Genomic DNA, 13,106 nt, shown 5'->3' with positions numbered 1-13,106 from the left:
TCATTCTATTGGCCAATCGCTGCCGCGCTCGGATGTAACGGTTCTCGTTTCAGAGCAGTTTCGACTCGCAAGCGCCCGGAATCATGCCTCTACAAGGCAGCGATTGAGCACGGCCGCGAGGTATACCCGCTGCTTCGCCGGTGAGCGGGCCCCTACGGGCGGCGCTGCGCGCGAAGAAATTTCCGGCGCCGTGACGCCGTGCCAGCGAGCGATTCCTTCCACATCCTTTGGGAACGCCCACATGCGCCAGAGGCCAACGACAGACGATCGTCCTTTCGCCGCGCAGCCTCACGGACCTCCAGTTCGATCTGCCGCGCGACCGCTCCCCTAGGCTTGCGCAGCTTGCGGCGCATCCACTTGTGGATCCGCCGAACGCGGCGCGAAACAGTCTGCCCTTCCGCCTTTTTGAGCGGGACGGTGCAAAAAATCCCCACTCCGAGGATCAGCAGCAATAGGGCGGTCATGGCATTCGCACAGACATTGAGCGGCTCGGGGTTCAGCCACGCGTAGTAGCTGCCGACGAGGACAATCCCAAGCAGTACGGCCGATGCACTGATGAAGGCCTTGGCGATGAACAGCGCGCCCCATCTCCACGCGAAGACCACAAAGCGCGAGCGCCGGGCCGCGCCGGTGGCGCCCGCGGCGAGATATGCGCACCATTGCGGCAGGACGAACATAGCCAGGATGCCCAGCAGGAGCGTGCATTCATCGTTCACAGCGAGGAACCACTCAGCGCCCTGGACAATAACCTGCGCCACCGGGCTTCGGGGTACGCCGTCGAACCCGAACATCCCCGCATTGCCGGCCCAGCCGAGCACCCCGGTACTGGCAAAGAATGCGACAAAAAACGCGAGCCACATCGGGAAGATCGCCTCAGGCTCGCCCATCGCCTTCTGGTTCAGCACCCAGCCCATGAAGAACAGGACGCCGGCCGTGACGACGAGGATCGTCAGATACGGGTGTGCCGCAACGAAGCGGGTCCCAGGCGTGATCTTGTAGAGCGCGATCGAGCGGCATCCACTGACCAGCGTGTATTGCCCAGCTCCGCCGCGGAACGGGTGAAATTCCAGCGACTGGCGCTGGAGCACGTCTTTTCCAAAACTGACCGTTGTCGTGCTCCGGCTGCCATCGAAGCGCTGCCCGGCACTGTCTTCAGCGGCATCGTCTGAGAGCATCACGTGCGTCTGGTCGTTATCGAACGCCACATCAACGCGGATTCTGCCCGCGTCTCCGAGGTAGTGCCCGTCGAGTTTCGGCCAGAGCACTGTCCACAGAAATAACGCAACGGCAACAATCATCGCCATCGCGAGGCACCCTCGCCGAAACTGGCTAGCGCTTCGCTGCGGTGCGGCGACAAAGGCATTTTCGCCCTGGGGTGATTCCTCCACTGCCTCTCCGCCTGCTCCGTTAGCGTGATCGGGCGATCCAGATCCAGGCGCGCGAGGACGGTCGCCGGGTGCGCCGGCAAAGCGGCTAACCGTATCTGACATGGTGCGCTTCCTTTTTTGTCGGGTTTTACCGATATCGGCAAAACGCCCCTTATGTTGAAGAGCGCGTGCAAAAAAAGCACAAGGTAACTCGGCCGCTCTCAGCCTTTCTTCCCCTCGCCGCCTGTTGCTGGTAACCCCATGAAATGCTCATGTATTGAGGGATGGACCGCTAAACGTTCTCCCGCTAGCACGATTAACGATTCTCGCGTGAGAGCGGCAGTGAACGCTACCCAACGACCGCGTGCCGGGTGCGGCAACTCACCGGACAGCGCGTCAGCGTATAGCAACGTGCAGGTAATGGACGGCATGACCGAAGAAGCGACCGAGTGGTCAGGCACTGGTCCTCCCTGCCCGCCACATCGGTGATCGACCGATGGCCACGGCCCCGGCGACCGATGACCGACTTGTTTATTGCCCCGAGAGGGCGCCTCGTCATGATTTCTGGAATGAGCGGTGAGACTGGCCGGAACGGCCGACCGGTTTCGCACGCGCTTGCCACCGCGGATCAGACACGGCGGAACTGCGAGACGCGCTGGCATTTGGAATGCGATCGTGGCACGCGTACTTTAGTTATGTGCGCCGCGAGCGTAGCGCTTTCATACGATGTCCCGAAATGAAGGGTAACATAGTCATTACTATCGACCCCTTCACTTCTGCCGCCAACGACTCGGCCACCTTCGCATGGCAAACCGAGCGCGGTCCGAGACACAAGCGAGCACTGCCCGGCGAACCTCCTTGCGTAGATAGCAAAAGTTTCTACGTAGAAACTTTCAGCTGGGGGAAGCACTCCGATGCGCCTGATCTAGAAAGTCGCTTTGCCCAGTGGATTCCTCCGGCTGTCTGTGAGGACCTTATAGAGCATTTGCGGGATGACTGGTCGCGCATCCTGCTAAATTGCCAAACCAACGTCCGGTACGTTAGTGCGCTGCAATTGCTCCATCGCATCGAGGTAGCGATGGACTGGAACAACAGAAAGCTGCTCATCATGGAGAAGGACCAACGCCTTGAGCACCGTACGCTCTGAGTCGTTCAAAGTCCACGGGTCACCATGCTCGGCGCGTGCAATGCATTCAGCAAGCGCGTTGCCCGCTCGACGACACGGCTCCGCATCTTCGTCAGCAGATAAACAGACGGCGAGAGCCAGCACGTTGGACAACGTAACGATGGCATCGACATCGCCGCGGCCTTCACAGAGTGCGGCAAGAGCGAGATGGTGTTTGAGCGCAAGGCGCCGTATCTGTTCCGCCGGAAGGGGTAGAAGCTGGGCCTTCGTGAGCGGCCGACGACGCAAGGTTGAGTGTTTTCGCATAAATGGATCTCGGCGTTCAACTCGAGATCGAAATGACATTGGATTCGGGATCCGCGGGAGATTCTTGCCGCGGAACTAAGCTCCCTTCATACCGGATTCGTATCGCAAACTCATGTGCCGCGCCCGCGCCGCTCCAGCTCAATTCGGGTGCGCTCGAGCTCTCGTGCGAACGTGGCTTCGTCTGGCAATACCGTCTGATATTCAGCCGCGAGAACCTTGTTCGGTAAGTTGTCGAGCGCGTAATGAGCCTCTGCGGCGCCTTTTTCGGCACATAGGATGAGACCCACCGGTGGATTTTCCCCGGGCTTCATCCAGTGCTCGCGCGCGTAATTGAGGTAGAGGTGCATCTGTCCGGCGTCGGCATAGCTGAAGCGCCCGACCTTCAGGTCAATAATGAGCAGACATCGCAGTCGTCGGTGAAAAAACACCAAGTCGACACGGAACCAGGTGTCATCGATCCGGAGGCGCCGCTGCCGACCGATGAAAGCAAAATCATCGCCGAGCTCCAGCAGGAAGTCGGCGAGATGCTGGATCAAGCCGGCCTCGAGATCCGACTCCGAGTACTCGTCCTTCATATCGAGGAACTCAAGGACGAACGGATCGCGAATCGCCTCCTCAGGTGTGAGTAACTCTCCCGGTTCCGGTTCAGCGGCTTTTCCGAGCAGAGTCGCCTTGTTGCGGGACAACGCCAGTCGCTCGTAGAGCTGACTGCTCACCTGACGGTCGAGTTGACGCACGGACCAGCCTTCACGGAGCGCCTCGGCTTCATAGAAATCACGCGCAGCGGCCGCCTTCACCGAAAGCAGGCGCACATAGGCTGACCAGGGCAACGGAAACGCCTGCGCGACCGTGCTGAGTTCAAGCGGCGTGGCCTCGGCCCCTGCAACGGATAATCGCTTGGCCGATTTTGCAGACGGTGTCGGGACAATTTTGGAGGCGGTGGATTGTGCAGACAGCGTCTGCACAATCCGATCGGCCGGCCAGGCCAGATAGAAAGCACGCATCTGGGCAATGTTGCGCCACCCGAAGCCACGGCCGAACCGCTGCGACAAGTCTGCACCCAAGCGCCGGATCACAGCCTCGCCGTAGGCCGCCCTTTCGTTACCACCCTGCTCGAACAGCACGATCCGCCGCCCGATCTCCCAGTACGTCGCCGTCATCAGCGCGTTCACGCTGCGGGCCGCGGCCGCGCGGGTGGACGCGACCACCTCAGCAATCTCACGGTGCAGGCCCGCGTAAGTGGCTTGTTCAACCTCCCGCTGCGTCACGACGCGTTCACCATATCTTTAAAGGCCTTGCCGGCAGCGAACTTCACCGTGTTCGCTGCGGCGATCGCGATCTCAGCCCCCGTCGTCGGATTGCGACCGGTCCGCGCCGCGCGCTGCCCCCGCGAGAACGCGCCGAAGCCGATGAGCTGCACCGCCTCGCCACGGCTCACGGCCTCCGTGATGACGTCCAACATCGCCTGGACCGTCTTACTTGCCTCGCTCTTGCTGACGCCGGCACCTGCAGCAACGGCGTCGATGAGTTCCTGCTTGTTCATGAACCCTCCTGCTCACCAAGTCAAAGCCGAACCCTACCGCACACCACGGCCGACACGCAAACCTCGGAGAGTCAATACGGTGGCGGCGCCGGCGACCGCCTGCCCCCGCACAGAAGCCAGGCTTGCGCCTCACGCTTCGCGACCAGGCCGACACCCGGCACACGCTGTTGCCGATATCGGGCACGCGTCGTTGGCCGGCGCTCGCCGCCCCATCGCGCCGACAGCGTGGCCCGAACAGGGACGATCGCCCCATGAATCAGACCCTAATTAATTTAACCGTGATAAGTCATATTATCACGGTTACGTTTAATGGCATAAAATAGGGGTACGGCGCTTTACGCCTTGCTGGATAAGGGGCACAGAACCAGCCGAATGCCCTTCTAGCAAGCCGGTGCAGGGCTATCGCCCAGCATATCCCCCGACCAAACATGCTGAACTGATCTTGCGGCAAACCAACGAGCGAACCGAGCTAGATGGCCAACAAGCCCCAACCCGTAGCGCATCAGCGCACCTATACCCGAAACGACTTCGCGGCCCTGCGGGCATTTGTCCAACACGTTCCCCCAGCGACGATTGGCCGACTGTATCTCGGGGACGACGAGAACGGTGATCCGCTTACGGCATCGGCAGTAGAACGTCGAATGCGCGACATGCAAGCCGATCTGGTCGCACTAGCCATGGAACACGGCTCTCCAGTACTAGCCGAGCATCTAAAGGCGTCTGCAAAGAAGCACGGGAGTGCACGACTTGCCGCGGTATCGCTAAAGATGGTGGAACAAGCTGCCCAGCTTGCCGTCGCCAAACCGGAAGCCGGCCATGCAGTTGGGATGTGGTTCCGACCGCTGATTGCCGTGCGCCTGAAGGCACGGCATATCATGACTCTCGCGGAGCTTGTAGCGTTTTGCAACTCCCGCGGCGGTACATGGTGGCGCGCGGTGCCGCGCATCGGCCCAGGGCGTGCACGTCGTATCGTTGCGTGGCTTCGGAAGCACGAGGCCACGATCGGCCGGGTCGAAACAGACGTCGACGCTCGCGATCCGCTTACTGCGCCAGATGGACAGATCGTGGAGGTCGGGGGTCGAGACAGGGTGCTCGCGCCGCTCGATCGTATGACAGTCGCCCATCCCTTGTCCGGCAGCAGTGGCGAAAACCGGGCTGCCCTATTCCCGTATATCCAGGCCCCGAACGATCTCGCGGCAGTGCGCGCGTATTTGTATCAGTACCGCGACCAGCCCAAGACCCTGCGCGCGTACACAAAAGAGCTCGAGCGCTTTCTCCTTTGGGCGGTAAAAATTAGGGGCAAACCCCTCAGTTCGCTTCTCGTCGACGACTGCGAAGCATACAAAGAGTTTCTTAAAGCCCCCTCCGAAGAATTCGTCGGTCCGCGGGCGCCTCGCACGTCTCACCGTTGGCGCCCATTCGTTGATGGGCACCTCAGCGCTTCATCCCAGCGCTACGCCGTGCGCACATTGCGAGCGGCCTTCGCCTGGCTCGTTGAAGTCCGCTATCTGGCGGGTAATCCGTGGACAGCAGTCAACGACCCGCCCCTTGTAGCACGGGAGCGCAAACTGCAGGTGGATCGCGCGCTGCCGGAAGCGCTCTGGGACCGGATCCGTGCGCATGCAACAAGCCAGGCCGCCGGAATTACAGATCCATCGGACAAACGCCCTGCCCCGCCCCAGTGGAGAGTTGCGCTGACTTTGATGCTATTGATGGGGGACTCAGGCTTGCGCCGCGAAGAAGTCGCCAACGCGCATCGTGACGCAATCACCCGATCTCCACATGCTGCGTCCGACCAAGCCGTTTGGCAGTTGTCCGTAGTTGGCAAGCGCAACAGAGAGCGCACGGTACCCGTCAGCCCCGATACGGTCGAGGCGCTGCGTGCACATTGGCGCGATCGTGGCGAGGATTTTGATACGGCCGCGTTCGGTCCATTGATTTCACCCGTGCGAATTCCGCGCACCAAGCACGCACAACGCAAGCACGGAGGCACGGAGCGCCAACCGTACTCGCCAAACGGCCTCAACGATCTAATGGAGTGGGTGCGAAAGCAACTCATCACCGCGCTCATCGACATTGACCCGCAGACGAGCGCGTCGCTGGCTGGTCTGTCTCCCCACTCGTTTCGGCATACCTTTGGAACACTTGCCGTAGCAAATGACGTCCCGCTCGACGTTGTCCAGAGAGTACTGGGCCACGCTTCACTGCAAACGACCTCCATCTATGTGCAAGCCGCACAAAAGCGGATGATCGAAGAGACGTCACGGTATTTTGGCAAACGGTTAGCCGCTCCTCCTGACGAGTAGACGCACTTATGGCCGCCGACATGGCGTGGCCCTGCCCCGTCCAACCGAGCCCTGTCAACCAAATCTCCTATATAAACTCCGACTTTGAAGCGCGCTCAAGTCCAAAGTCGGACTTAATCTGGTAGTTAGCCGCCCAGACAAATTCAAACTCCCAGATTATCCGGAAGTTCGCGTCGCCCCCTCCGCTCTGAACGCCTCGTTCATCCCATCAGGCCTAGCCGACCAGGCGCAATAGGAAAATTCAGTATATAAGGCAAAAAAGCGGAGCTTGGCGTCGGTGGTTCCTGTCGCGACCTGTCGGAACCTCGAGATATCGATGGATACATTGCAACGCACGGTGATAGACGGAGGGCAGAGGGGCGGACGCGGACCCCATGGGAGACCCCGTCTCAGTTTCTACGTAGAAACTAGCCCCTCCGGGCGGTCACAATACACGCACAACACAAAGACAAGATGTTGCCTGTGCGTCTCGCAGCGCAAAGTAATGCCGATTTCTACGCAGAAACTGCTCGGAGGCGGTCCAAAGAAAAATTCCGTTTGAGCCGGGAGTGATATGCGTTGACCACATCAAGTCACCCAACACTCATCACCATTGGGCAAGTTTCTACGTAGAAACTTGCCACTCCGGACTGGTCCGTACCAGAGAGAACTGCGGACGTCATGCTACGGTGACGCAAGTGCTCGATCAAGAAATCCAATGACTTAAGTTCGACTCAGACCTTATCTGCAACTGCAGGCCTTCACCCCGGCTTCCAGTTTCTACGTAGAAACTCAGCGAGCATCGAACCTCCGAAAGCGGACCTTCCGTGACGGCATTTGTTGATAGCTCGCTACAAAATGCCCTCCGAATCCGCCATTTTTCTTGATGTTTTTCGGGTGCCATCCTAATATCCTCCTCAGCCGCCCTGGGCAGTTTCTACGTAGAAACTGCCCCATCCCGGGCACTGAATGGATAAGGGGAATGCATGCCAGCGAAAATTATTGCCGTCTTCAATCAGAAAGGGGGGTCGGGAAAGACAACGACCTCCACCAACATCGCAGGTGCTTTCGGCATGCGAGGTTACCGAACCATGCTCGTTGACTTGGATGAACAGGGAACTGCGACACTCTCGGTCGGCGCAGCCCCGGATGATCGACCATATCCCGCCGCCATTTCAAACTTGGCACTTAGCCCCCGTCCCGATCGGGAGATTGCGAAGTACGTCAATGATTACGATTTCATTGTCATCGACTGTCCGCCGGCCATCAAATCGGCAGCGCCCTCTGTTGCTCTGCTTATTTCAGATCTGGGCCTTATTCCCATTGCAGCCTCGGGGGGCAACCTCTGGGCGGTCCAAGAGGCCAAGAAATTGGGTATGGAAGCACAGATCCGTAACCCAGACCTCAAACTTCGATCGTTCGCGAACATGAATCAAAACGTCACGATCGTGAAGCAGATCTTCGAAGCTGCGGCCGGCGACGACGAACTCCCCATGCTTAAAACGAAGCTCGGCTTCCGCACTGCGTACAAAGAAGCAGAGGTATCGGGAGCGACGGTTCTCCAACTGCGCTCGGCGAAAGCCGCTCATAAAGAACTGAATGACCTTGTCGACGAAATTCTCGAAGTCCTCGAGGTGCGAGCATGACAAAGAAAGATTTCTCTGCTGCGCTTAATGCCGGCGTAAAGCGCGACCAGACGATGCGCGAAGCAGCTGCGCCTTCTAGGTTCGACCGTGTCGACGAAGCACTGAGCGGCCGAAGCAGCCTGTTGGAACAGCCCAAGGAAAATGTTGCCGCTCCGGTGCAATCCGCAGCAGACGCTTACTTGGCAAACCTGGAGCAAGCAGGGAAGGTACAGGCGCGGTACATAACCATGCCGCTCAGCCTTATCGACGATAACCCCCTCAACAGTCGTACGATCTATAAGGAAGAGTTGATCGCAGCCCGCGCAGCCTCAATGGCGCGAGACGGTCAACTCGTCCCCGTACTCGCCGGGCGCCATCCCGAATTCCCTGATCGCGCAATCTTGATCGACGGCCAGTTTCGAAAGCTAGGGGCGCTCCGCAATCGCGCCGAGACGCTGGACGTGAAACTGCTCGAAGGCCTAGATCCGATCGATTTTTACCGCCTCGCTCGAGCGGCAAACAACGAACGCGAACAAGAAACCGTTTTGGACGTCGCGCTCGGGTACAAGAAGCTACTCGATCAGGGCCATGCAAAATCGAACGATGAGCTGGCGGTCTTGGTTGAGGAGGGCAAATCCAAGGTCAGCAAGATTCTCGCGCTGTTGGATCTTCCGCAGCCAGTACTAGACGTGATCGCTTCGCACCCCAAACAATTCGGCGTCTCGACTAGCTATGAACTCACCCTGTACCTTAAGGCATCGGATGAGAAGCGCACCTTGGCATTTGCAGAGCGCATTCGTGACGAGGAGCTACCGTTTCAGAAGGTGAAGGCTATCCGCGAAAGCCTCGAGAATGGCCGGGCTCCACGGAAGTCTCTTTCGCGCCAGTACAAAGTGTCAACTGACGACGGAAACGAGATTGGCGCAATCAAGGAATGGGGTGACGGGAAAGTCCGTGTGGATCTCGTCCTCGGTTCGGCGGAAAAAGCCGAGGCGTACGTCGCGGCCTTCAAGAAGCTCCTTGCAGAGGATGGGCACCAACTGAAGTAGGCATGCGATACGCCGGCGCCACCCGCCGCTGTGGAAACAGCACTTGGGTAGCATTCATGCTGCGGCGGACTGCCGGCAAGCAGGCAGCGACCGCAGCCAAGCCCTTACGCATCAGCCTTCGGCAGTCGTCTCAGCACCTGTTTCCGCAAAGGGTACCTCGCCGTCCAAAGCCAGGCGGCTTTGCGGATTCTGGATAAATTTGAAATCGAGCGAATTCACAGCGCGGCCGAGCTTCACGGGCGTCCAGGAAATAACAAGATCCGCCTTCGCGTTCAGTTCGTTCACTGCGGTTTCGATTACCCGACGCTTGATGTCGGCAAAGCGGTACGTCGCCGGAATTTCAAGCACGTGCCGGAAATCTTCCAACGTGATCAGGAGCCGGCCCCGATCTCGCTCTCGCATCAGCAGTTCGAGGAGCCGCCACGAGTAAAGTGACTGTAGCCCTCGGGCAAACTCAAGTTGATACGAGACGAAACGCCGCTGCAACATGAAGATATGAGGCGTTAGATCCGGAGAAAAGGAAACTTCGGCCCATCCTTCTCGTTCGTGGTAAACCGCCTTCCACACCCAATTCAGTACCACCTTCCTTGGGCCATCCATATACGTCAATTGGCGCTTTTGAAGACTCGCACAGCCTTCCTTCAGCCCCTCGTATGCAGCGGTTGCCTGCTTCTCGCCGGACCTGGGAGCAAGAGCTGCGAGGGCAGCAAACTCGTCGGCTCGAACACGAACGCTCACATAGCCGTTACCCTTACCATGCAAGTATGGTGACTTCTTACTGTCTATGCATCGAAGCGCCGCCATCATGACTCGCTTCTCGTTCAGAGTCAGCCCTTGTTGGGCATTCACCAGCGCTCGGCTCATGGCAACAGTGCCCCGCACTCGACCATCACCGTCCAGAGGCGGTTCGTCCAACGGCTCGATTTGGAGAGGTTCGATCTCAACGATCTCGACCTGAGCCGGCTCGGGCTGATTTTTTGCCTTTTTGTTCACAAAGGTGACCTTCAGCGGGAAGTGACACAATTATAAGGTGACATGCTTAGGGTGCAAGTCACCGTTGTGGATAACGGTCGAAATTTGTCACCTCTGGCCCGCTTTGTGTCTACTTAGGGTCGGATTGCGTCACCTCGAGGTCGGTAAACGTCACAGTTTCTCGCCTGTGACCCCCGGCAAAGCCTTAACTGGCAAGCCTGTGCGGAGTAGGGCACAGCGTTTACAAAAGGTTTTACAAACGGTTCTATAAACTGTCTTACAAAGAGCACCGTTAGAAAGTTGCTCCTATACAACAAAACCCACCCCACACCTGCCTCCGACGCTCGTCGCCCAGGTCAAAAGTGACATTTTCCGACCTCAACGCGTCTGCGGTCCCTCCGATCCGCTCCTCATGGGAGGCAAAGGCTGGTTTGACGTCCCAAAAGGTGACGCTTTCCGACCTCACTGACCAAAAGACACTAAGTACTCACTCACTTTTAACCAGAAAGGCGTCTGTATCAATGACGCCTCGGACTGCCGGGTCGGGAAACGTCACCTTTTTGGCGAGCTATGAATGCTAAGCCTATGACCGAGGGGCCCACAAAGAAGAAGCCATCGCGGAGGGTCGGAAAATGTCATAGAAAGGGAGAGACCTCGGGTCGGAAAATGTCACTGTTGGAGCGAATGCCAGCGTACGAAAGAGGAGCCAGTGCTTCTGCCTCAGGTCGAAATATGTCACTTCTCAGAGCGCCAACCGGGTCGGAATTTGTCACCTTCCATTCCCCGTGCAGGTCGGAACGTGTCACCTTTCGAGCAGCACATCGGGTCGGAAAACGTCACTTTTGAGGCCGGGAAATCAGGAGGTCGGAATTTGTCACTATTCGCTGGGGAGTCGGTGGGTCGGAATTCGTCACCTTTGAGAAGCGTAGCTGCGGGTCGGAAAATGTCACCCGTCCACATATCTTGGGTCGGAAAACGTCACCATTGCCTTGGGACGGCCAATATCGTGATAGCCGGCGGCGGGCAGAACTGGGTCGGATCATGTCACCAATTGTGTGGCGACACCTCCCGGGTCGGAATCTGTCACCCGCTTACCGAATACCGTCAGCGTCTGCGCGGAAGGACCGACGGAAGGAGAGCGTTCAGCAGATCTTGCTGTAGGGGAAGATGGGGAACCACGAGGTCGATATGAGGCGAGTCGATGCTGAGATGTCTCCATCTGGCGAATGGAATGTGACTCAGGGATGGCTTGCTTCCCTTCATCATTCTTCCTTCAGGTGGCAGTGATCGTCGTATCAAGCTGACGCAAGGTCAATAAAGTGGACGTGATCTTATTGCTTGCGCTTCATCGCCAACCTCCCGTTCCTATTGGGAAAATTGCCTCCGAAACACGAACACTCATTTGTGTCCAGGATTTCTAGAGCAGATCAAAGCGGATCAGTACTCCCAGTAACCAGATGCTGGCACGATCGTCATATTCTGCGACCGTCACCGTATCAAAGTCGGAAGAAACGCCCTCATCAGATCTTCCAGCCTCGCAAGGACTGGGACGATGCGATCAATGTTTGGCGAATCCAATCGCACGTATCGACGACCATGACCGCGGCAGACCGATAGGCTGAACAAAACTGCCTCCTCACTCCGAAGGCATTCGGCCTGGATCTTCCCAGTCAACAATATCGACTTCACGACATCAGGTGATGAGCCTCCCGGCACACTAAGAGCACGGCTGGTCACGAGCTGCTTGCCGTGCTGTCGAATCAACCTCGAGATCGCGCCGGCGATCTCAAACGTGATGTGATCCTCATCACTGAACGATCGAAGAACTCGCATCGGAAGCAAAGCAGCCGCAATCGATCGCGAGACTCTTGAAGGCGACACATTCAGCGTCCTCGCAAGCGCAGCTTGCGTCGGACACAGATTCTGTTCCAGCACCTTCAGATAAAAACGACCCATTCGCACCGGGGAGGCGAACGCGGCCACGAGCGCTCTATGCGCTGCTATCGCCGTATCCAAATCCGGGAAGTTCGAAATTTCGCCTTTATTCATGGCTAGTCACGTGGGAAAAATTGCGATAGCGCGATGAAGATCGAGCCGTCGTCTGGGTCGAAAGAAGGTAGCGTGCGTTGTCGCGACTACCTCCCTGCCGCTCAACCGGTTGAGGGGGGTACTAAAAATACCCCCGTCCAAGCCGTTGAATTAACAAAGCATTTCGCACGACGTCGTTCTGCACCGTGCGAAATTTCTGCAACACGGGCTTATCGAGCCGTTATGGGCGGCTCACCGAACATATCCTTCGTGCCGACATGTCGATCGCCTCGGAGAACTCAGCGATGCGGCTCAGGATGCGCGCCATCGCTCTCGGTTCGACCTCGAGCTTCAAATATCTCCCGCTGGCCGCGACCGAGACCGATACGAGGCGGCCGCCGTGTACTATCGCGCTCCCATCGGCGAGCGCGGCCAGGACTACCGCAATCGGGAGCGTCCTGCCGTCGACAATCTTTTGGGCATTTCGGCAGACAACGTCGTTGCCAAGCGAAGTCAAGAGTTTTGCGAGCGTCTCGGCGACACGGAAGGTAACTCGGTCGGAACCTCCCAATGCGGTGATAACAGGCTCAGGCAAGGTAGACGCGTGCAGGGCCTTCGATACAACACCAGTAGACGTGGAGAACAGCCGGGCAAGGTCAACTTGATTCGAGCAGATTCCATCGTCAAGGATCGTTCGATAGAACCGGCCCAGCTCTACAGGTGAGACGCCTCCCTTGCGAAGCATCGAGTGGATCTCCATCGCAGCTGCTCGCTGCCTTTCGCGTTCGATGTCTATTCGGACCAA

Annotated in this window: 10 protein-coding genes; 3 read left to right on the top strand and 7 right to left on the bottom strand. The window is 58.1% G+C overall.

What is annotated here, in order from left to right; all coding sequences use genetic code 11:
* Positions 1–152 precede the first annotated feature (152 nt).
* The 4 genes from LGM71_RS29945 to LGM71_RS29930 form a co-directional block, all read right to left on the bottom strand.
* Complete coding sequence (locus LGM71_RS29945) at positions 153–1,388, bottom strand: hypothetical protein (RefSeq protein WP_226118059.1); 1,236 nt, start codon at positions 1,386–1,388, stop codon at positions 153–155.
* A gap of 991 nt (positions 1,389–2,379) precedes the next feature.
* The gene (locus LGM71_RS29940) at positions 2,380–2,799 is read right to left on the bottom strand and encodes a hypothetical protein (protein ID WP_226118057.1); all 420 of its coding nucleotides are present in this window, start codon (positions 2,797–2,799) and stop codon (positions 2,380–2,382) included.
* Between the two features lie 110 nt (positions 2,800–2,909).
* Positions 2,910–4,067 (bottom strand): PDDEXK nuclease domain-containing protein, encoded by a 1,158-nt coding sequence (locus tag LGM71_RS29935; RefSeq protein WP_226118054.1) that lies wholly within the window; start codon positions 4,065–4,067, stop codon positions 2,910–2,912.
* The gene (locus LGM71_RS29930) at positions 4,064–4,342 is read right to left on the bottom strand and encodes an HU family DNA-binding protein (RefSeq protein WP_226118052.1); all 279 of its coding nucleotides are present in this window, start codon (positions 4,340–4,342) and stop codon (positions 4,064–4,066) included. Before LGM71_RS29930 ends, LGM71_RS29935 begins: the two co-directional genes overlap by 4 nt.
* 473 nt (positions 4,343–4,815) lie before the next feature.
* Between LGM71_RS29930 and LGM71_RS29925 the strand changes: the two genes are divergently transcribed.
* The 3 genes from LGM71_RS29925 (at position 4,816) to LGM71_RS29915 (ending at position 9,301) form a co-directional block, all read left to right on the top strand.
* Positions 4,816–6,648 (top strand): phage integrase family protein, encoded by a 1,833-nt coding sequence (locus tag LGM71_RS29925; RefSeq protein ID WP_226118050.1) that lies wholly within the window; start codon positions 4,816–4,818, stop codon positions 6,646–6,648.
* 965 nt (positions 6,649–7,613) lie between these two features.
* Complete coding sequence (locus tag LGM71_RS29920) at positions 7,614–8,273, top strand: AAA family ATPase (RefSeq protein WP_175712524.1); 660 nt, start codon at positions 7,614–7,616, stop codon at positions 8,271–8,273.
* A complete protein-coding gene (locus LGM71_RS29915) occupies positions 8,270–9,301 on the top strand; it encodes a ParB/RepB/Spo0J family partition protein (protein ID WP_226118048.1) in 1,032 nt (343 codons plus the stop codon). Before LGM71_RS29920 ends, LGM71_RS29915 begins: the two co-directional genes overlap by 4 nt.
* Before the next feature lie 111 nt (positions 9,302–9,412).
* Here LGM71_RS29915 and LGM71_RS29910 read toward each other — a convergent pair whose 3' ends face one another.
* The 3 genes from LGM71_RS29910 to LGM71_RS29900 all read right to left on the bottom strand — a co-directional run bounded on the left by LGM71_RS29910 (position 9,413) and on the right by LGM71_RS29900 (position 13,061).
* Positions 9,413–10,294 (bottom strand): replication initiation protein, encoded by an 882-nt coding sequence (locus tag LGM71_RS29910; protein WP_175712526.1) that lies wholly within the window; start codon positions 10,292–10,294, stop codon positions 9,413–9,415.
* A 1,467-nt stretch (positions 10,295–11,761) separates the two neighbouring features.
* On the bottom strand, positions 11,762–12,322 hold the full coding sequence (locus tag LGM71_RS29905; protein ID WP_226118046.1) for a hypothetical protein: 561 nt from the start codon (positions 12,320–12,322) through the stop codon (positions 11,762–11,764).
* 220 nt (positions 12,323–12,542) lie between these two features.
* Positions 12,543–13,061 (bottom strand): hypothetical protein, encoded by a 519-nt coding sequence (locus tag LGM71_RS29900; RefSeq protein WP_226118044.1) that lies wholly within the window; start codon positions 13,059–13,061, stop codon positions 12,543–12,545.
* Positions 13,062–13,106: the final 45 nt, after the last annotated feature.

Origin of the sequence: Burkholderia sp. AU33545 (genome assembly GCF_020419685.1) — a bacterium.
In the GTDB taxonomy this organism is placed as follows: domain Bacteria; phylum Pseudomonadota; class Gammaproteobacteria; order Burkholderiales; family Burkholderiaceae; genus Burkholderia; species Burkholderia diffusa.
Note: the sequence above shows the minus strand (reverse complement) of the source record. Positions and strands in the feature narration are given on the sequence as shown.

Bases quoted from the DNA above. Each gene is read 5' to 3' on its own strand.
- LGM71_RS29940 (WP_226118057.1), bottom strand. From the start codon at position 2,799: ATGCGAAAACACTCAACCTTGCGTCGTCGGCCGCTCACGAAGGCCCAG.
- LGM71_RS29900 (WP_226118044.1), bottom strand. From the start codon at position 13,061: ATGGAGATCCACTCGATGCTTCGCAAGGGAGGCGTCTCACCTGTAGAG.
- LGM71_RS29905 (WP_226118046.1), bottom strand. From the start codon at position 12,322: ATGAATAAAGGCGAAATTTCGAACTTCCCGGATTTGGATACGGCGATA.
- LGM71_RS29915 (WP_226118048.1), top strand. From the start codon at position 8,270: ATGACAAAGAAAGATTTCTCTGCTGCGCTTAATGCCGGCGTAAAGCGC.
- LGM71_RS29925 (WP_226118050.1), top strand. From the start codon at position 4,816: ATGGCCAACAAGCCCCAACCCGTAGCGCATCAGCGCACCTATACCCGA.
- LGM71_RS29920 (WP_175712524.1), top strand. From the start codon at position 7,614: ATGCCAGCGAAAATTATTGCCGTCTTCAATCAGAAAGGGGGGTCGGGA.
- LGM71_RS29930 (WP_226118052.1), bottom strand. From the start codon at position 4,342: ATGAACAAGCAGGAACTCATCGACGCCGTTGCTGCAGGTGCCGGCGTC.